This window comes from Polaromonas aquatica (assembly GCF_050626995.1).
Classification (GTDB): domain Bacteria; phylum Pseudomonadota; class Gammaproteobacteria; order Burkholderiales; family Burkholderiaceae_C; genus Polaromonas; species Polaromonas aquatica_A.
This window is the reverse complement of sequence record NZ_CP192467.1, coordinates 4445153-4461875: the sequence shown is the minus strand read 5'-3', so window position 1 is coordinate 4461875 and position 16723 is coordinate 4445153. Positions and strand designations below refer to the sequence as shown.

Sequence of the window (16723 nt, the reverse complement as noted above, 5' to 3'; positions counted from 1 at the left end):
CCGGAACAAGGCCCGGTGCGGCGTCATTCGGATTTTGTATCAATCCCGAAGGTACTGATGGTTTTTTCCAGTGCCTTGTATTCGTCGGGCGTCAAAGCCACCAGCGGTGCGCGTACGCGCAGCCAGGTTTTGTCGCCACTCAGCATGGCCATGATCCCCTTGAGTGCGGGCATCAGTGAATAGGGGCCCAGCATGCCGATGAGCTGCACGACACGTTCGCGTTCGGCGGGCGTTGCCGGAGCGTCGGGTTCTGTGACCAGCCGTTTGACCAGTCGCGGCATGAAGTTGGCGAGGCCGCTGATGGCGCCGGTGCTGCCGCGACGGCCCATTTCCGGCAGGTCGGGCTCGAACCCGACATACACCGTCATTTCCTTCATGAATGCGCCGGCTAGGCCGACTGAATGCGCAGTGGTGCAGGCGCTGTCCTTGATGCCCACGATGGTCTCGGGGTACAGGTCCTTGAGCGTCCGGATCACATGATGCGACAGTGGCACGCCGGTGACCTGGGGGATGTGGTACAGGTACAGCTTGAAGGGCGTGCCGGCCATGGCGTCGATCACGTAGCGGTAGCTGTCGATGATGCCCTGGTCGGACACGCCCTTGAGGAAAAACGGCGGCAGCATCAGGCAGCCGTGCACGCCGGCCTTGACCGCATGGCGCGTGAGCTCCAGTGTTTCGGGCAGTGCGGCGCAACTGGTGGAGACCATGATCTGCGCAGCCGGAATGCCGTTCTTGATGAGCTGGTCAATGGCTTCCCTGCGTTCGGCCAGGGAGAACGACGGCCCTTCGCCGGTGGTGCCGAAGGCAGTCACGCCGGGGCAGCCGCTGGCGATCAGCGCCTTGCAGTGGGCTGCGAATTTTGCGTGGTCAATGTCCAGGCTGGCCGTGAGCGGCGTCAGCAGGGCGGGCCAGATACCGCGAAAAGATTTTTCAGCGGCGGGAAAAGCACTCGTCATTCAGGGGTCTCCAAAGACCACGGCATATCGGGCCGCGGCAGTCCTAGCACACGTCGGTGCGCGCTTTCAATGTGGTGGCTCAGGCGTTCGATCACGGCTGGCGCGTCGCGCCGCTTGAGGGCTTCAATAAACCAGAGGTGTTCTTCCATGGCGGGAACCAGCACATCGGGCGAAAGGGTCGAGCCTTCGAGCTTGATCAGGCGCACACGCAGGCTGTTGATGCGGTACACCTCGGAGATCAGCTCGTTGCCCAGTGCATCGATCATCAGGTCGTGCAGGCCCCAGTCGACCACGGTCGCGTCCTTGAGCAGGTCGTGGTCGATGGCCTTCTTACGGGCGCGCTTGACGATATTCAGGTGGGCCTGCTCGATGGCTGCAAGGTCGGCGTCGGACACCGTGGTCACAAAGCGGCTGGCGGCCTCACGCTCCAGCAGGCGGCGCAGCTGAAAAGCGTTGTTGATCAGCTTCAGGTCGACATGGGCCACTTGCAGGCCGCGCTGCGGCACGGTCTTGAGCAAACCCTCGGCTTCCAGCCGGGGAATCAGCTCGCGTACGGCACCCAGCGGCATGCCCAGCAACTGCATCAATTCCCGCTGAGAGATGAACTGCCCGGGCCGGATGTTGGCGTCAACGATCTGCTGCTGAAAGCTCTCGTAGGCCTGCGCGCGCAAGCTGATCGGCGGGCTGTGTGGCATTGGCGTGGCGCTGCTCATGCGTCAGCTCGCGTCGCTGGAAATGACGCCTTTGCGCAGCAGGATGTTGCCGTACTTGCGCTGTTCGCCAGTCTGCAGGATCAGGAAAGCAGCCTGGGTGCGGGCATAGAACTCAAAACGTTCCAGCGTGGCGGCAGGCCGCTCACCGGCCTCGGCCAGCAGCGCAGAAAATTCGGCAACAGGAGCGGGCACGGCACCGGCATCACCGACCACCTGCATGGTCCAGGCCGCGTCCGGCACATAGCTGTCCATGGGAAAAAGCTGCAGCACAGCCTGCAGTGCCTGCGGCGACGTGATGCCTGCCAGCTGCACCAGCCGGGCGCCGCTCCGGTGTGCCACAGCGGTGGCCGGAAAGTTGGCATCCACGATGGCGACGTCATCCCCATGACCCATGCTGGCAAGCCCATATAGCGCTTCGGGAGTCAGCAGTGAAGGGATATTCTTGAGCATGAAGAAGGTGAACGGGCGGTGGGAACAGGTTCAGTTTTCGTTCGAACTTCGGGATTTCCCTTGTCGATGACTGACATGTTAGTCGTAACATGGCTAAACGTTTATCAGGATTAACCCTGAATGGCGTTTTTTTAAACTCGATGACTACCGGGATTGTGGAGACCTTGATATGGAGCCTGTTTTTGTGAACCGCGAAGAAGTGCGCCTGCGGCTGGGCCTGGGCGGCGCACCGCTCGGTAATTTGTTCTCACCCGTCAGCGACGAGGAGGCGCGGGCGCTGGTGGATGCCTCTTGGGCCGGCGGCTGCCGCAGTTTCGACACCGCACCGCATTACGGCCATGGCCTGTCGGAGCGGCGACTGGGCGATGCGCTGCGCGGACGGCCGCGCGACAGCTTCACGCTTTCCAGCAAGGTGGGCCGCATCCTCACGCCCGATGGGCGTGCCGCGACGGCCCAGCACGGCTATGTCGACATCCTGCCCTTTAACCAGCATTGGGACTTCAGCGTCGCGGGCACCCGCCGCAGCGTGGAAGACAGCCTTCAGCGGCTGGGGCTGTCCCGGCTCGACAGCGTGTACATCCATGACCCGGACGCAGAGACCCAGGGTGCCAACGCGGGGGCTGTGTTGCGCCAGCTGATCGACGAAACACTGCCTGCACTGCAACAATTAAAGCGTGAGGGCCTGGTGCGCGCCATCGGGCTGGGTACCAACGACGTCGGCATCGTCCTGGACGTGCTGCGCGAAGCCGAGCTGGACGTACTGATGCTGGCCGGCCGCTACAGCCTGATTGACCACAGCGCGCTGCCTGCGCTGTTGCCGCAGTGCCTGGCACGCGGTGTGAGCATCGCATTGGGCGGTGTTTTTAACTCGGGCATTCTGGCCACTGGTGCAAAGGGTGGAGCCGCAACCTTCAATTACGCGCCGGCCGCGCGCGAGTGGCTGGAGCGGACTGCGAAGATAGAAGTGGTGTGTGAAGCGCACGGCGTTCCGCTGCGCGCCGCTGCACTGCAGTTTCCGCTGGCCCATCCGGCCGTGCACAGCGTGATGCTGGGTGCGCGCAAAGTCAGCGAATGGACGGACGCCGTGGCCATGATGAGCCATCCCATCCCGCCGGAGTTCTGGAATGCATTGCGCTCTCAGGGCCTGTTGCCGGCGGAGGCGCTGACGCCATGACATCGTTTCCCCCGGTCGACGCGCACTTTCATTGCTGGCAGCTGGCGCGCGATGACTACGGCTGGCTGACACCGGCGCTGGCGCCTATCTACCGCGACGTGGCGGTGAAGGACTGGCAGGTGCAGTCCGCGCCGCATGGCGTGCAGGGTGGTGTGCTGGTGCAGGCTGCGGCCACCGAAGCGGAAACACATTTTTTGCTGGCCCAGGCGGATGCGAATCCGCGCGTGCTAGGCGTGGTCGGCTGGGTGGACATGCTGGCGCCCGATGCGCCTGCGCGCATAGAGGCGCTGGCCCGCCATCCGCGCCTTAAAGGCCTGCGCCCGATGTTGCAGGACATTGCCGACGCGCAGTGGATATTGCAGCCTGCACTGGCGCCGGCCCTGCACGCGATGGTGGAATGCGGCCTGGTGTTCGATGCGCTGGTGAAGCCCGTGCACCTGCCGCATATCGTGACGCTGGCGCAGCGGCACGCGGATTTACGCATGGTGATAGACCATGCCGCCAAACCCGACATCGCCGCAGGCCAGTGGCAGCCTTGGGCCGACGACATGCTGCGCGTTGCCGGTGAAACACAGGCCTACTGCAAGCTGTCGGGCCTGATGACAGAAGCCGGGCCCAAGCCGGAAGCCGGCGCCGTCACGCGATGGGGCAAGCGTGTGCTCAAAAGCTTTGGTGCACGGCGTGTGGTCTGGGGCAGCGACTGGCCGGTGCTGGAGCTGGCCGGCAGCTACGCGCAGTGGTGGAGCGAAACGCAAGAAATCCTTGCCACACTCGATGTGGTGGATAGGGCGGCGGTCATGGGCGGCAACGCCAGGGATTTGTACTGGCTTTAAACGATCTGAAGGATCCGCTTTTTACGCACCGTTTTGCCTGCCGTCTTTAGAATCACCCGATTGTTTGCACCGAAAGCACATCGCGTGACTGAACCTTCCAACCCTCAAAGTCCTCTGCAGGTCTGCCGGGCCGACTATGGCAATCCCGTGCATGCAGCCGCCATCGTGCAGTTGCTCGATGCCTATGCGCAAGACCCGGCCGGCGGCGGCAAGCCGCTCAGTGATTTTGCAAAGACTCATCTCGTCAGGGAACTTGCCGCACGCCCGCATGCCTTCAGTGTGCTGGCTTTTAGCGGTGACAAGGCTGTCGGCCTCGTCAATTGCATCGAAGGTTTTTCCACCTTCGCCTGCCGCCCGCTCGTCAATATCCACGACGTAGCCGTGCTGCCGGGGCACCGCGGCCAGCGGGTCGGCGAAAAGATGCTCGCGCTGGTGGACGAGATCTCACGCGAACGCGGCGCCTGCAAGCTGACGCTGGAAGTGCTGCAGGGCAACCGCAGCGCCATCAAGCTTTATGAACGCATCGGCTTTGCCGGCTACCAGCTGGACCCGGCCATGGGTCAGGCGCAGTTTTTCCAGAAGTGGCTGGATTGAGCGCGCCTCAAACCCGATCACGATCTCTTGGGCCAATTAAGTGTCCTCTATCGGCTACAAGCGGGCATAAGCATGAATCTTCTAATTGCGTTTTTGGCCTTCTTCTAGTTCCAGTTCTTATTTATACGCTGCGGGCGCACAAAGCTTGTGTCGAAGCGAACTACTAATGTGCTCGTCGGTTGGTGCTTGATTGCAGCCGGATTGCTCTTTCTCGTTGTCGGAATGGTTGTGCTCATGGAGTCCAGGCATCTGCTGAATCCGTCCAGGCGTGGATCGGTCACTGTGGCAGTCGATGACACCGACTGGCTCGGGCTGTTGGTGGCGCTCGTGATGTCTGTGTTCTGCGCCGGGGCAGCCTTTTTGGAGCGGCTTGTCACTAGTTCGCGAAAGACAACGTCTTGATCAATTGACCGGCGGCGATGCATGTTTTCGGCCCAGAGCGGACATTCGCGAATAAGCGTTAATGCCGGTCTCGCTTAAGAATACCTCGCCTTAAGATCAGCCCGGAATCGCCTTCGGGTTCACCAGGCTTCACTTGTTCCGTGACTTTCCATCGCAGAAAGCTTCCAACGCGAGTCGCCCTACCGCGCACGACCTCTCCGTTTCTGCCACTCGTCACGGTGAGTTCGGCACTGTTACCGCGTGCGATGCCTTCAACAGTATCCTCGCCGCCCTCATTCACCCTGCCGCAACCGGCGGTAGCCATCTGATGGTCGCCAGTCACTCGTTTTCCGTCTTGCTTCAGCACAAACGCCGCAATACCGCATTCGGCCTTCGAGCTCTTCTCTGCTGGGGAACGCAGATCAATCGTCCATGTACCGTCGAACGGTGCGGCATGAACCATGCCAAACGTCGAAGCCATGATGCCAAAGGCGATGAAATTGAGGAGCTTCATTGAGAACTGATATGACTTGCTTCGATGTCTGCTTCTGGCCGATAACGGACATCCTAGCTCAATCCCTGTGCAGGGCTGCCGCAGAGGGAGGATCACGCAGCAGCATCAACGCCGCAAAAGCCACCAGCCCCAGCGCCGCCGAGAACCACAGCGCGCCACTTCCAAACCGGTCAATCGCCAAACCAAACAGCCACGGCGCTGTGGCTTGCGCAAAACGCGCCGGCACCATCAACAATCCCTGGCGCGCACCGTAATCCCGAACGCCGAACAGCACCAGCGGAAGCGTGCCCTTGGCAATTGTCAGTACGCCGTTGCCCGCGCCGTGCAGCACGGTGAACACCGCGCCTGCCGGGACGCCAAAAAAAAGGAACACCATTGCACCCAGCGTGTGCAGGCTGCCGGCCACCCGCGCCGACACCAGCGGATGGATGTTGCGCAACAGGCCGTACTCCAGCAACCGGCCTGCAACTTGCGCAGGGCCGACCAGCCCGGCAAAGACCAGTGCCGTGGCCAGCGGCACGCCGTGGGCTTGCAACAGCCGCGGCAGGTGCGCGGCCATCGCGGTGCTGATGAACCATGTGACGGCAAACAGGAGCGCCAGCAGGAAGGCAGTGCGGGTAGTGCTTGAGCTGGCCAGGGCGGAAGAGGTGGAGGCTGACGGAGTGGATGCAGCAGGCGGCGCAGGTACTTCAGACTGGCTTGCGTCGGCGTAAACCTTGGCGGCAATGCCAGTTGTGGACGATCTCGGAAGCCACCAGTTCAGCGGCAGCCCGACCCCCAAATGCAATGCGGCCCAGGCCAGGCATGCCCCGCGCCAGCCCCATTCAAGCTCCAGCCAGGTCGACAGGGGCCAGCCCACCGTACTCGCAAAACCCGCAAACAAGGTGATGCCGGTGATAGCGCCGCGTGCGTCCTTGCCATACAGGTATACCAGCGCGGCAAAGGCTGCTTCATACAGGCCTGCGGCCATGGCTACGCCCAGAATCACCCAGCCGGCAAATAGGCCTACCGGCCCCTGTGCCAAGGCCAGCACCACGAGCCCTGCGGCAAAAACCAGGCTGTTCGCGGCCAGCACCGGCCTTCCGCCGTGCTGGTCGATGGCTTTGCCCGCGGCCGGTCCCAGCAGTGCGGAAACCACCAGCGCAGCGGAAAAAGCGGCAAAGACCGTTGGGGTGCTGACACCAAGATCGCGCGCCATGGGCACCGCCAGAATCGCCGGCAGGTAGTAGCCGGAGGCCCAGGCCAGTGTCTGGGCGATCCCCAGTTTGACGACGGTACCGGTGCTGGTTTTCTGGGTCACGTTGCCAAGGTTACCAAGTAAAAGCCGAACGGCCCGAAAGCACGGACGGCCTCGAGTGCTCTGCCCGGACTTCAGGCCTGAGCTGTTGCCTGCGGCGCTCCCAGCCACCGGTGCAGGCATGCACCCGCCAGCGCGCCGGCCGCTTGGCCCGCTAGAAAGCCCGCCGCGCTGGCGGGCGCAATGCCGGCAAAGGTGTCCGTGAGCATGCGGCCCAGCACGGCAGCCGGGTTGGCAAACGAAGTGCTCGCGGTGAACCAGTAAGCCGCGCCTATGTAGCAGGCCACCAGCGCCGGCGCTTTGGCCGCAGGGGCACGCAAAACGACAAGAATCAGTCCACCCGTGGCCACAGCTTCGGCTAGCCATTGGCCCCAACCGCTGCGCAGCTTGGTGCTGAACTGCAGCACGTTCATGTCAAACATGGCATGGGCCAGCCAGGCGCCGGCCACTGCGCCCAGCAACTGGGATGCTATGAAAAGAATAGCTTTATGCGCCCGTATTTCCTGGGCTGAACGGCTTTTTGACCATAAAACAAGCGTCACCAGGGGGTTGAAGTGGGCGCCGCTCACGGGGCCCAGCACCTCAATCAATACGTAAAGCGCGAACACAGTGGCCAGGGTGTTGGCCAGCAGGGCGACGCCCATGTTGCCGGCCGAGAGGCGCTCGGCCATGACGCCCGAGCCGATGACGGCGCAGAGCAGGGCGGCAGTGCCGGCGAATTCCGCGAGGAGCTGGGGCGGTAAAGGCTTGGGTGCTTCTGCAAGCGCAAGGTCCGGACCGCTCATGACCGGCCCAGACCGCGCGCGCTGGTCTGCAGCATCAGCTTGTCGACGCTGGCCGGTGGCAGGTTGACCAGCAAATCAAGGCGGCGGCGGATCGCGTGCAGGGTCTGGCGGAAGGCTTCGAGCTTTTGCGCCTCCGTGCCGTCGCCTTCAGACGGATCTGCATAACCCCAATGCGCGGTGGCGGGCTGGCCTGGCCAGAAGGGACAGACCTCGCCGGCGGCGTTGTCGCATACCGTGATGACAAGGTCCATGTGGGGTGCATCCGGCAGGGCAAACTTGTCCCAGCTTTTGCTGCGCAGGCCCTCAGTCGGAATGCCGGCGGTGCGCAGAACCTGCAGTCCTAACGGATTCGGCTGCTGGTTTTCGCGGGGGCTGCTCCCGGCTGAATAGGCTTTGAACCTGTCCTTGCCAATGTGGTTCAACACGGCTTCGGCCAGGATGCTGCGGGCCGAATTGTGGGTACACAGAAAAAGAACATTGATGGGTTTCGGGTTCATGGTGAAGGATCTTCTCTTGGCCGCTGTTCAGCAGCAGGCCTTGGCGCCCTGGGCCGGTCTGGGTACTTTGGAAAATTGCACCATTGCTACAGTATTTGTAGCGGGTTGCGCACAGCAGGCTTGGGGTTCAACCTCATTTGATGTGGATGCTGCCTCGCTGAAAACAGGAATGCTGTCCAGCGTGTGAAACTGCTCCCAGGCGATGCCCTGCGGGTCGGTCACCCAGTATTTGTCACTGCGGGCGTAGCAGCAGGTCGTGGTGCCTTCATCGAGCAAGGCCATGTCGGCGCGTGTTGCGCTGGCTTTGAGGGCAGCCAGTTCTTCGGCCTGGTCGACCTGAATTCCCAGATGGTCCACACCGGGTGCGTTCCCCCGCGTCGAAATGGCAAAGTTGACCGGTGGGTCGCTCAGCATCCACTTGGCGTAGTCGGCTTCAGTGCGCGCCGGCTGCTGCTCAAACATGGCCGAGTAGAAGGCGATGTTTTTTTCGAGATCTTTCACATGGACGTGGACATGGAAGCGTTTCATGGCGTTTTCCTGGTGAGTAGGGGTGGATGGACAGAAGGAAGGAAGAAAGAAGATGTAGCGGTAGCAAGGTGGCGTGTCAGCAGGCGGCGCATCCACCGGGCGCACTTGCTTCGCAACTCGCGCCTTGGCAGCAGTGCTCTGTCAGGTAGCCCAGCAGCGCATTCATTTGCCCGAAGTTGGCGCGGTAAATCAGGTTGCGCCCGCGTGCTTCACTGCTGACAAGGCCCGCATGCGAGAGTTCTTTGAGGTGAAAAGACAGCGCACTGGGCGCCACGCCCAGTTGCTCGGCCATCGTCCCGGGCGTCAGCCCGTCAGGCCCGGCGACGACGAGGGCACGGAAGGCGCGCAGCCGTTGGGCTTGCGCCAAGGCTGCCAGTGCTTTCACCGCAGAGCCTTCCTCCAGCGGCGGAAAATCGAGGTTTGGAGTTAATGTTTCCATGATTCAAATATAATTGAATTATTGAATCGATGCAACCAACCTCATTTCAGGAGTGAAAACATGCCTTCCGCTGTCACGATTTACCACAACCCCCAATGCGGCACGTCGCGCAATGTGTTGGCGCTGATCCGCAATGCCGGCATGGAGCCCGAGGTCATCGAATACCTGAAAACGCCGCCCAGCCGGGAGACGTTGCGGGAACTGGTCGCGCAGATGGCGATTCCGGTGCGTGAAGTGATCCGGCAAAAGGAAGCTGTTTATTCAGAGCTGGGCCTGGGCGGCACAGCATTGACCGACGAAGCACTGATTGACGCCATGCTCGCGCATCCGGTCCTGATCAACCGGCCTATCGTGGTCACGCCCCTGGGCACTCGCCTGTGCCGGCCTTCGGAGGCCGTGCTGGATATCCTGCCCGCGCCGCAGCAAGGCGCTTTCAGCAAGGAAGACGGCGAGCGTGTGGTCGATGAGAAAGGGAATCGTGTTGCAGGCCGTTGAGCTTTCCGGCCTCGGCGCAACGCCTTTGGACTGTCCAACCGCTCTGCTGGTGCATCGTATCTTCTTGGTCATGCATCCGGTGGCGATGTCGTCTTTTCGGCTATTTCCGCTGTTTAACCGCTGGAATCGGCGCAAGATTTGACAAATGCTTCGCTCCCGGCGCAAGAATGCTGGTGCCCTTGCACTTCCTCGCGCATAATCGTGAGGTTCGGGTGCCAAGGCATTCGTACAGGTTAGTGATCGGTCAGTTTCGCGCGCTACGGCGGTACTTTTTTGGTTTGTTGTGCTTTCGGGACCCCATCGCTTTTGTTTTATGTATTTTTGAGGAGTCCCCATGGGCAATAAACTTTACGTCGGCAACCTGCCTTACACGGTGCGTGATGACGACCTGCAACAATCTTTCGGCCAGTACGGCTCCGTCACCAGCGCCAAAGTCATGATGGAACGTGACACCGGCCGCTCCAAAGGTTTCGGTTTTGTCGAAATGGGCAACGACGCAGAAGCGCAAGCAGCTATTTCCGGCATGAACGGCCAGTCGCTCGGCGGCCGCAGCATTACCGTGAATGAAGCCCGTCCGATGGAAGCACGTCCTCCACGTAGCGGCGGTTTCGGCGGCGGTGGTGGCGGCTACGGTGGCGGCGATCGTTCCGGCGGTGGCGGCTACGGCGGCGGCGGTGGTGGTCGCGGCGGCTACTAAGCCCTGCAACCCCGTCAACGGCAGCAATGCCGTTGCAAACCCGCTATCCCGGCTTCACGCTGTGAAAAGCTTAAAAGGCTTCGAAACTTCGGTTTTGAGGCCTTTTTTCTTTCCGAATGCTCAGATACGGGCAACTGCAGTTTTGATGAAGGACGACTTGTTTGACCGGCGTACCCTGCCTTCCACATTCAGGCTGACCTGATGAACGTGAGACACCGCGCATCGCTGTTCCCCCACGCGATATGTGTTGTTTACACTCGCCTTCACCTTGGGCGGCTAACCATGAGCGCACCTACCCTGGGTGGTTAGCGATTTCAGCAGATCGTCATCCTCCGCTAGCTTCGGCCACCAGTACCCGCATCCTTACCCGCATCCTTACCCGCATCCTTACCCATATCCTTGCCGCACCCAGATCAGCAAAATTGATGACACCCTCACCGATCCAAAACATGCAAACCCTCATTGCCACACTGCGGATATTCGGTGCCTTCCTGCTGTCTTTGTTGCTCCTGCCGGCCAGTCATGCGCAAGTCTATAAATGGGTAGATGCCAAGGGTCAGACGCACTATTCCACGCGCAAGGAGGATGCTGGAGGAGCCAGGACAAACGAAGTGAAGTTGCCGCCCCAGCCCGCACAGCCGCCGGCCGCCAAAAATCCAGCGGAATACTCCCGCGGACAAAACAACATTCCGCCGCCTCTGGCTGAAAAAGAGGCCGAAAGCCCACCGAAACCGAAGCCGCCAAGATCGCTCTCCGGAGGACGGGAAGACGGCACCGATGCATCACGATGCGCCCTGGCCCGCGACGTTCTAAGCGGCGCGGTAAGACACTCCAACGGAAAGCCGACGGACAAATACGATATTGATGTTGCCCAAAGCGATATTCGTGCGTTCTGCCGATAGTGCTCCGCTGATTGCTTAACGGTCGTGCGGACCCGACGCTCCAGCCGCGAATACTGATCAGCGCACTGCCACACTGTTCCCATGGACTCTCTGATTACCGCCTCCGCGCGCGCACTCGCTGCCGGTGACGCGCTTGGTGCCCTGAAGCGGGTGGCTTTGCGCGATGACCCGCCGGCACTGGCCCTGCGCGGCATCGCAATGGCGCAGTTGGGTGAGCATTCGCGCGCCCGAGAACTCCTCAAGCGTGCTGCCCGAGGCTTCGGCGCCCATGAAGAGCTGGCGCGCGCACGTTGCGTGGTGGCAGAAGCCGAGGTGGCGATGGCCATGCGCGACTTCGCCGGCTCGCCGCGTGCGCTGGCGGCAGCGGCGGCCACATTGGAGGCGCATGCCGACACCGCCAATGCATTACAGGCATGGCTCATCACTGCGCGGCGGTTGCTGTTGCTGGGCCGCTTGAGCGAAGCGGCGGCAGCGCTGGCGCAACTGGATGCGCGCGGCCTGCCGCCGTCGCTGAGGGCCGTGGCCGAACTGACTGCTGCAGAACTGGCCTTGCGCTCCTTGCATGTGGGCGAGGCGCGGATGGCGCTGGCGCGTGCGCATGCGGCGGCCGAGCGCGCACAGGTTCCCGCGCTCATGGCCGAAGTCGCGGAGGCGCGCGCTGGACTCGACAGGCCCGCGGCCCGGCGCCTGGCTGACAACGGCGAGCAGGCGCTGCGCCTTGATGAGGTTTCAGCGCTGCTGGCCTCGGAAGCGCTGGTGGTCGACGCCTGCCGCCGTGGGTTGGGTGCAGGCCACGAGTGGCGGCCATTGGCACGCCGGCCTGTGTTGTTCTCGCTGGCATGTTCACTCGCCGAAGCATGGCCGGGTGATGTGAGCCGCGAAGCCTTGATCGAGTCCGCCTTTCGCACCAGGCGCCCAGACGAAACGCACCGGGCGCGCCTGAGGGTGGAAATCGGGCGCCTGCGTGCACTGGTCAAAACGCTCGCCACTATCGAAGCCACCGAGCGCGGCTTTATCCTGAAGCCTCTGGCCGGCCGAGATGTCGCTGTGCTGGCGCCACCCATTGACGGTGACCAGGCTTCGCTGGTGGCCTTGCTGTCGGACGGCGCGGCGTGGTCGACCTCCGCCCTGGCGCTGGCTGTGGGCGCAAGCCAGCGCACCGTGCAGCGTGCATTGGCTGACCTGGAGACCGATGGACGCGTGCGTTCCATCGGGCGGGCACGGGCACAGCGCTGGCTGGCGCCGCCGCTGGTGGGATTCACGACGATCTTGTTACTCCCCGCTTCGCTTCCGATTGGATAGAGTTGACTCCATGGTGCCGATGAACGGTGCATGAAGGAGCAACGATGAGCAGCAAGACCCTCAATAGCAAAGCCGAACCCAAGGCGCGTCCCGCCGAAATCGTGCGCGAATACAGCTTCCCCGGCGTCAATGACGTTGCCGGCGTCACCCATGACGGCCGGCACGTCTGGGCCGCCACCGGCGCCAGCATCATCGCCTTTGACCCCGCCAGCGGCGAGAAGACACGCACGCTGGAGTGCGCGGGCGATGCCGGCACCGCCTTCGACGGCAAACACATTTACCAGATCGCCGAGACGCGCATCGACAAGATAGACCCCGCCACCGGGAAGGTGGTGGCCACCATCCCCGCGCCGGGCAGCGGAAGCGACTCAGGCCTCACCTGGGCCGAAGGCAGCCTGTGGGTAGGCCAGTACCGCGACCGCAGGATTCACCAGGTCGACCCGAAGACGGGCGCCATCCAGCGCACGATTGAGTCGAACCGCTTCGTCACCGGTGTGACCTGGGTGGACGGTGAGCTGTGGCACGGCACCTGGGAGGGCGACGACAGCGAGATCCGCCGCATCGACCCGAAGAGCGGCGCCGTGATCGAGCGCTTGCAAATGCCGCACGGCACCGGCGTTAGCGGTCTGGAGTCCGACGGCGCGGACCTCTTTTATGCGGGCGGCGGCAAGAGCGGAACAGTCCGCGCCGTCCGGCGGCCAAAGGCCGCAAAGGCTGCATAGCCCTCACGCATAACCCCCCAATTCGGTCATTGGACCGATCACGAGCGCACCCGTTACCAGCACGGGTCGGGCCGTGCATTGCCCGCGAAACGCAAGCCCAAACCTAAACCCAACAAACGGCTCTTCGAGCCAAGGAGAAACACCATGAAGCTTTACTACAGTCCATCCGCCTGTTCGCTGTCGCCACACATTGTGGCCATTGAGCTGGGCCTGTCCCTTGAACTCGTGAAGGTCGACCTGGTCGCCAAACGCACCGAGCACGGCGAGGACTTTCTCGCCGTCAACCCCAAAGGCCTGGTGCCTGTCCTCCAGCTGGACGATGGCACCGTCCTCACGGAAGGACCTGCCGTCGTGCAATACCTTTCCGACCTGAAGCCCGACGCGCAGCTGGCGCCGGCCAACGGAAGCATGGCGCGCTATCGCCTCCAGGAGATGCTGGGGTACATCAATTCAGAGTTGCACCAGGCTTACCTGCCCCTGTTCAATCCAGCCTGCAGTGACGAGGTCCGCAGCACACGCACGGCACATCTGCACAAACACTACCGGCTGATAGACGCCGCGCTGGGCCGCAAGCCATTCCTGCTGGACGACCGCTTCACGGTGACCGACGCTTACCTGTTTGTGATCACTCGCTGGGCAGACATCGTCAAGCTGGACCTGTCGGCCTTCGGCAACCTGCTGGCATTCCAGGCGCGCGTCGCATCGCGGCCCGCTGTGCAGGCCGCGATGCGCCAGGAACAACTGGCAAGCGCCTGACCCCTACACCTGCTGTTTACCCGCCGCTTTCGCTTACCCAGGAGAACACCATGAACACCACCACAAGCATCCCTGTGTCCGAAACTCCCACCACGAGCCACCCGGTCGTGCCCAGAGACAAATGGCTGACCGAGCGCAAGACGCTGCTGGCGCAGGAAAAAGAACTGACGCGCCTGCGCGACCGCATTGCCCGCGAGCGCCGGGCGCTGCCCTGGGTCCACGTCGATAAAAACTATGTCTTCGACACCCCTGAAGGCCAACGCTCGCTCGCCGACCTGTTTGAAGGGCGCCGCCAGCTGATGGTGCAGCACTTCATGTTCGGCCCAGGTTGGGAGCAGGGTTGCCCGAGCTGCTCTTTCATGGCCGACCATACGGACGGCATGAAGATTCACCTGGAGCACCGCGACATCACCTTCGTAGCCGTTTCGCGCGCCACGCTTCCCGAGATCGAACGCTTTCGCCAGCGCATGGGCTGGCAGTTCAAGTGGGTGTCAGCTAACAGCAGCGACTTCAACTACGACTTCCACGTGAGCTTCACACCGGAAGAACGCGCCAAAGGCGATGTGCCGTACAACTACACCCTGCAGCATTTCCCGGCCGACGAAGCGCCTGGCATCAGCCTGTTCTACAAGGACAGCGAAGGCCAGGTCTTTCACACCTATTCAACCTACGGGCGCGGTGTGGAGGTGATGATCGGGACATACCACATGCTCGACCTCGCCCCCAAGGGCCGCGATGAGCGGGACGTGTTTTACAAGATGGAGTGGATGCGCCACCACGACCGCTACGAGTCACAGGCTGCATTTACGCCAGCGCCTGTATCCGCCGCCGCGGCTGTAGCCAGCACGTGCTGCAGCGGGAAAGCCTGACCGGCCGGACGGGGCGCGTCCATCATGTCGAGTTTGTGGCCATGGCTGGCGGTGGCGGGAATGGGAGCCCTTCATGGCTTGAGCCCCGCCAGCGGATGGATCTGGGCCGCCGCCTGGGGCGTGCGCTCGGGTGGCCGAGGGCAGGCGCTACGGGCCCTGGCGCCGATTGCCGTGGGGCACCTTGCGTCAGTTGCGCTGGTGGCCGGCGCAGCGGTGTGGGGCGGGGGGCTGGACCGCTCTTGGATGCAGGTGTTGTCGGGCGGACTGTTCGTCGCTGCCGCGCTTGTCTACCTGTCGGGCCGCCTGCCCAAGGCCACTTGCGCACCGGCAGGGCATGCCGGGCTGGCGCTTTGGTCTTTCATGATGTCGACCGCGCACGGTGCCGGCTTGATGCTGGTGCCGGCTTTTGTTCCCCTATGTGCCGGGGAGGCTTCGGCTGCGGATTTCACCGGATCGGGACCTCTGGCGCTGGCACTGGCGGCGGTGGCAATCCACACTGCGGCCATGCTCGTCACTACCGGTGTGGTGGCGGCCGGAGTTTGCTGGGGGTTTGGCGCAGGCATCCATTGGGTCGGGGGCCGAAAGCGTACGCAGCCTTCAGTGCTGCGCTGACGGGGTCACACTTCGCTGTTTGCTACGTTTTTGATAGCTGTCAGAGCTCGTATCTATTGGGGCCGAAGGCCATTTGTGCCTGAAGGTGAGCTAAAAGGCGGGTTTTGGGGCGCGACGGCGGCTTCTCCGGAGTCTGCTTTCAGTTGCCGGAGGGGCCGTTTTGGTGGTTTTTGATGGTCATTTGAGTCGATAGCCCAAGAAGGATGGGCGCAAGATGCTATCAAAAATATAGCAAATGGCTGCCCGCCCGCATCCTGCAGGCACCGTTGCGGCGGGCCGCTGCAATATTGCTGGACCCCGACGTACTGCACCGGTGTGCGGTCGCTTCGCCAGCGTTGCCGGCGCTATTTTCTGGCGGCGTTCCGCTTGCGGGTGGCGGCGGCTTTTTTGGCGGAGGCTGAGCGCTCTTCCGCGGTGCGGGAGGCTGCAGCTGCGCCGCCCAGCCGTCCGCCCTTGCGGGAGGGGGCGTGGTTTTCAGCCTTGCCCCGGCCCGAGCCGGACTTCTTTCCGCCACCGGTTTCCTTGTTGACGGTGGCCCAGGCCCGGCGCTCGGCTTCTTCCTTTCCGACGCCGCGGTCTTCGTAGCCTTCTTCAATGTGTTCAGCCTTGCGCTTTTGCTTGTCGCTGTAGGAGGATTTGTCGCCTCTTGGCATGTCGTTCTCCTTGTCTGGATTTACGGGATGACGATGGTTTGAAAATACTGCGGCGGGGCAGGGCGCTTCGCGCGCAACATTCCCGAAAAAAGGTCGGCGATCTCCTACGCCGCCAGCTGTTGCCGCTACCCCGGCGCCACGCGTTGCACGTCTCTCGGTGTCACACAACTGCCACTGAATTGACATGAACGCGTCACCCCCGCCTTCCAGAATTACGCCATGACCAGCACGACGGAGCACCCGATGGGAGCGAATTCATACCACGCCAACCTGGCCCATGGAGGGCAGGGGCAGGGCGCAGGCCATACGCTGAGCGCCGGCATCCAGGATTTCAACAAGCAGTGCCTGCGCATCCTGCGCTGCACCGCGCAGGCCCTGGCCAACAGTCCGGGCGGTTTGCGTTTCAAGGCGGGCACGCGGCCCTGGCTGGAAGGCCTTTCAAATGCGCGCCCCCCGATGCTGGCCCGCCGGTGATTGAGAGTCAAAGCCCCTTTTTTGGGGCTTTTTTACAGCGCGACTGAAGTCGCCTGGTTGTTGTGTTGAGAGCTGAGTTG

General features: G+C 62.5%; 22 protein-coding genes. 12 read left to right on the top strand and 10 right to left on the bottom strand.

Annotated features, from left to right (window positions below):
• Window positions 1-23: 23 nt before the first annotated feature.
• The 3 genes from ACQ4MS_RS21295 to ACQ4MS_RS21285 are packed head-to-tail and all read right to left on the bottom strand — an operon-like array spanning window position 24 to window position 2119.
• The gene (locus ACQ4MS_RS21295) at window positions 24-956 is read right to left on the bottom strand and encodes a dihydrodipicolinate synthase family protein (protein ID WP_431096752.1); all 933 of its coding nucleotides are present in this window, start codon (window positions 954-956) and stop codon (window positions 24-26) included.
• Window positions 953-1669 (bottom strand): GntR family transcriptional regulator, encoded by a 717-nt coding sequence (locus tag ACQ4MS_RS21290; protein ID WP_431096751.1) that lies wholly within the window; start codon window positions 1667-1669, stop codon window positions 953-955. Before ACQ4MS_RS21290 ends, ACQ4MS_RS21295 begins: the two co-directional genes overlap by 4 nt.
• A 3-nt stretch (window positions 1670-1672) precedes the next feature.
• Window positions 1673-2119, bottom strand: a complete 447-nt coding sequence (locus ACQ4MS_RS21285; RefSeq protein WP_431096750.1) for an RbsD/FucU family protein — start codon at window positions 2117-2119, stop codon at window positions 1673-1675.
• Window positions 2120-2288: 169 nt separating this feature from the next.
• On the opposite strand from ACQ4MS_RS21285, the gene ACQ4MS_RS21280 reads away from it, so the two are divergent.
• From ACQ4MS_RS21280 to ACQ4MS_RS21270, 3 genes are all read left to right on the top strand, one after another.
• On the top strand, window positions 2289-3293 hold the full coding sequence (locus ACQ4MS_RS21280) for an aldo/keto reductase (RefSeq protein WP_431096749.1): 1005 nt from the start codon (window positions 2289-2291) through the stop codon (window positions 3291-3293).
• Window positions 3290-4126 (top strand): amidohydrolase family protein, encoded by an 837-nt coding sequence (locus ACQ4MS_RS21275; protein ID WP_431096748.1) that lies wholly within the window; start codon window positions 3290-3292, stop codon window positions 4124-4126. The genes ACQ4MS_RS21280 and ACQ4MS_RS21275 overlap by 4 nt, the downstream gene beginning before the upstream one ends.
• A gap of 84 nt (window positions 4127-4210) precedes the next feature.
• On the top strand, window positions 4211-4720 hold the full coding sequence (locus tag ACQ4MS_RS21270) for a GNAT family N-acetyltransferase (protein WP_431096747.1): 510 nt from the start codon (window positions 4211-4213) through the stop codon (window positions 4718-4720).
• Window positions 4721-5180: 460 nt separating this feature from the next.
• Here ACQ4MS_RS21270 and ACQ4MS_RS21265 read toward each other — a convergent pair whose 3' ends face one another.
• From ACQ4MS_RS21265 to ACQ4MS_RS21240, 6 genes are all read right to left on the bottom strand, one after another.
• On the bottom strand, window positions 5181-5615 hold the full coding sequence (locus ACQ4MS_RS21265; protein WP_431096746.1) for a hypothetical protein: 435 nt from the start codon (window positions 5613-5615) through the stop codon (window positions 5181-5183).
• Window positions 5616-5673: 58 nt separating this feature from the next.
• Window positions 5674-6915 (bottom strand): MFS transporter, encoded by a 1242-nt coding sequence (locus ACQ4MS_RS21260; protein WP_431096745.1) that lies wholly within the window; start codon window positions 6913-6915, stop codon window positions 5674-5676.
• A 71-nt stretch (window positions 6916-6986) separates the two neighbouring features.
• Window positions 6987-7697, bottom strand: a complete 711-nt coding sequence (locus ACQ4MS_RS21255; protein WP_431096744.1) for an aquaporin — start codon at window positions 7695-7697, stop codon at window positions 6987-6989.
• On the bottom strand, window positions 7694-8194 hold the full coding sequence (locus ACQ4MS_RS21250; RefSeq protein ID WP_431096743.1) for an arsenate reductase ArsC: 501 nt from the start codon (window positions 8192-8194) through the stop codon (window positions 7694-7696). Before ACQ4MS_RS21250 ends, ACQ4MS_RS21255 begins: the two co-directional genes overlap by 4 nt.
• A gap of 27 nt (window positions 8195-8221) precedes the next feature.
• A complete protein-coding gene (locus ACQ4MS_RS21245) occupies window positions 8222-8722 on the bottom strand; it encodes an ArsI/CadI family heavy metal resistance metalloenzyme (RefSeq protein ID WP_431096742.1) in 501 nt (166 codons plus the stop codon).
• Between the two features lie 76 nt (window positions 8723-8798).
• The gene (locus tag ACQ4MS_RS21240) at window positions 8799-9161 is read right to left on the bottom strand and encodes an ArsR/SmtB family transcription factor (RefSeq protein WP_431096741.1); all 363 of its coding nucleotides are present in this window, start codon (window positions 9159-9161) and stop codon (window positions 8799-8801) included.
• Between the two features lie 60 nt (window positions 9162-9221).
• Here ACQ4MS_RS21240 and arsC point away from each other — a divergent pair, with 60 nt between their 5' ends.
• The 8 genes from arsC to ACQ4MS_RS21200 all read left to right on the top strand — a co-directional run bounded on the left by arsC (window position 9222) and on the right by ACQ4MS_RS21200 (window position 15516).
• Window positions 9222-9656 (top strand): arsenate reductase (glutaredoxin), encoded by a 435-nt coding sequence (gene arsC, locus ACQ4MS_RS21235; protein ID WP_431096740.1) that lies wholly within the window; start codon window positions 9222-9224, stop codon window positions 9654-9656.
• Between the two features lie 334 nt (window positions 9657-9990).
• On the top strand, window positions 9991-10353 hold the full coding sequence (locus tag ACQ4MS_RS21230; protein ID WP_431096739.1) for an RNA recognition motif domain-containing protein: 363 nt from the start codon (window positions 9991-9993) through the stop codon (window positions 10351-10353).
• 449 nt (window positions 10354-10802) lie between these two features.
• A complete protein-coding gene (locus ACQ4MS_RS21225; protein WP_431096737.1) occupies window positions 10803-11255 on the top strand; it encodes a DUF4124 domain-containing protein in 453 nt (150 codons plus the stop codon).
• A gap of 81 nt (window positions 11256-11336) precedes the next feature.
• Complete coding sequence (locus tag ACQ4MS_RS21220; RefSeq protein ID WP_431096736.1) at window positions 11337-12557, top strand: helix-turn-helix domain-containing protein; 1221 nt, start codon at window positions 11337-11339, stop codon at window positions 12555-12557.
• A gap of 44 nt (window positions 12558-12601) precedes the next feature.
• Complete coding sequence (locus ACQ4MS_RS21215) at window positions 12602-13279, top strand: hypothetical protein (protein WP_431096735.1); 678 nt, start codon at window positions 12602-12604, stop codon at window positions 13277-13279.
• Between the two features lie 144 nt (window positions 13280-13423).
• Window positions 13424-14035 carry a glutathione transferase GstA gene (gstA, locus tag ACQ4MS_RS21210; RefSeq protein ID WP_431096734.1) on the top strand — a complete coding sequence of 204 codons (612 nt, stop codon included), beginning with the start codon at window positions 13424-13426 and terminating at the stop codon, window positions 14033-14035.
• A 50-nt stretch (window positions 14036-14085) separates the two neighbouring features.
• Entirely contained in the window at window positions 14086-14904 is an 819-nt protein-coding gene (locus ACQ4MS_RS21205) for a DUF899 domain-containing protein (protein ID WP_431096733.1), read from the top strand.
• 24 nt (window positions 14905-14928) lie between these two features.
• Window positions 14929-15516: a hypothetical protein gene (locus tag ACQ4MS_RS21200; RefSeq protein ID WP_431096732.1), complete on the top strand. Its 588-nt coding sequence runs from the start codon at window positions 14929-14931 to the stop codon at window positions 15514-15516.
• Between the two features lie 344 nt (window positions 15517-15860).
• Here the strand turns inward: ACQ4MS_RS21200 and ACQ4MS_RS21195 are convergent, their stop codons facing one another.
• Window positions 15861-16169 (bottom strand): plasmid stabilization protein, encoded by a 309-nt coding sequence (locus ACQ4MS_RS21195; protein ID WP_431096731.1) that lies wholly within the window; start codon window positions 16167-16169, stop codon window positions 15861-15863.
• A gap of 219 nt (window positions 16170-16388) precedes the next feature.
• Here ACQ4MS_RS21195 and ACQ4MS_RS21190 point away from each other — a divergent pair, with 219 nt between their 5' ends.
• Window positions 16389-16643 carry a hypothetical protein gene (locus ACQ4MS_RS21190; protein ID WP_431096729.1) on the top strand — a complete coding sequence of 85 codons (255 nt, stop codon included), beginning with the start codon at window positions 16389-16391 and terminating at the stop codon, window positions 16641-16643.
• The last annotated feature ends 80 nt before the right edge of the window (window positions 16644-16723 follow it).

What these genes read in the sequence shown, in the direction of transcription:
- ACQ4MS_RS21225 (WP_431096737.1), top strand. Translation starts at nt 10,803, where the DNA reads ATGCAAACCCTCATTGCCACACTGCGGATATTCGGTGCCTTCCTGCTG.
- ACQ4MS_RS21215 (WP_431096735.1), top strand. Translation starts at nt 12,602, where the DNA reads ATGAGCAGCAAGACCCTCAATAGCAAAGCCGAACCCAAGGCGCGTCCC.
- ACQ4MS_RS21245 (WP_431096742.1), bottom strand. Translation starts at nt 8,722, where the DNA reads ATGAAACGCTTCCATGTCCACGTCCATGTGAAAGATCTCGAAAAAAAC.
- gstA (WP_431096734.1), top strand. Translation starts at nt 13,424, where the DNA reads ATGAAGCTTTACTACAGTCCATCCGCCTGTTCGCTGTCGCCACACATT.
- ACQ4MS_RS21275 (WP_431096748.1), top strand. Translation starts at nt 3,290, where the DNA reads ATGACATCGTTTCCCCCGGTCGACGCGCACTTTCATTGCTGGCAGCTG.
- ACQ4MS_RS21250 (WP_431096743.1), bottom strand. Translation starts at nt 8,194, where the DNA reads ATGAACCCGAAACCCATCAATGTTCTTTTTCTGTGTACCCACAATTCG.
- ACQ4MS_RS21285 (WP_431096750.1), bottom strand. Translation starts at nt 2,119, where the DNA reads ATGCTCAAGAATATCCCTTCACTGCTGACTCCCGAAGCGCTATATGGG.
- ACQ4MS_RS21220 (WP_431096736.1), top strand. Translation starts at nt 11,337, where the DNA reads ATGGACTCTCTGATTACCGCCTCCGCGCGCGCACTCGCTGCCGGTGAC.
- ACQ4MS_RS21200 (WP_431096732.1), top strand. Translation starts at nt 14,929, where the DNA reads ATGTCGAGTTTGTGGCCATGGCTGGCGGTGGCGGGAATGGGAGCCCTT.
- ACQ4MS_RS21230 (WP_431096739.1), top strand. Translation starts at nt 9,991, where the DNA reads ATGGGCAATAAACTTTACGTCGGCAACCTGCCTTACACGGTGCGTGAT.
- arsC (WP_431096740.1), top strand. Translation starts at nt 9,222, where the DNA reads ATGCCTTCCGCTGTCACGATTTACCACAACCCCCAATGCGGCACGTCG.
- ACQ4MS_RS21280 (WP_431096749.1), top strand. Translation starts at nt 2,289, where the DNA reads ATGGAGCCTGTTTTTGTGAACCGCGAAGAAGTGCGCCTGCGGCTGGGC.
- ACQ4MS_RS21255 (WP_431096744.1), bottom strand. Translation starts at nt 7,697, where the DNA reads ATGAGCGGTCCGGACCTTGCGCTTGCAGAAGCACCCAAGCCTTTACCG.
- ACQ4MS_RS21190 (WP_431096729.1), top strand. Translation starts at nt 16,389, where the DNA reads ATGACCAGCACGACGGAGCACCCGATGGGAGCGAATTCATACCACGCC.
- ACQ4MS_RS21265 (WP_431096746.1), bottom strand. Translation starts at nt 5,615, where the DNA reads ATGAAGCTCCTCAATTTCATCGCCTTTGGCATCATGGCTTCGACGTTT.
- ACQ4MS_RS21205 (WP_431096733.1), top strand. Translation starts at nt 14,086, where the DNA reads ATGAACACCACCACAAGCATCCCTGTGTCCGAAACTCCCACCACGAGC.
- ACQ4MS_RS21295 (WP_431096752.1), bottom strand. Translation starts at nt 956, where the DNA reads ATGACGAGTGCTTTTCCCGCCGCTGAAAAATCTTTTCGCGGTATCTGG.
- ACQ4MS_RS21195 (WP_431096731.1), bottom strand. Translation starts at nt 16,169, where the DNA reads ATGCCAAGAGGCGACAAATCCTCCTACAGCGACAAGCAAAAGCGCAAG.
- ACQ4MS_RS21240 (WP_431096741.1), bottom strand. Translation starts at nt 9,161, where the DNA reads ATGGAAACATTAACTCCAAACCTCGATTTTCCGCCGCTGGAGGAAGGC.
- ACQ4MS_RS21290 (WP_431096751.1), bottom strand. Translation starts at nt 1,669, where the DNA reads ATGAGCAGCGCCACGCCAATGCCACACAGCCCGCCGATCAGCTTGCGC.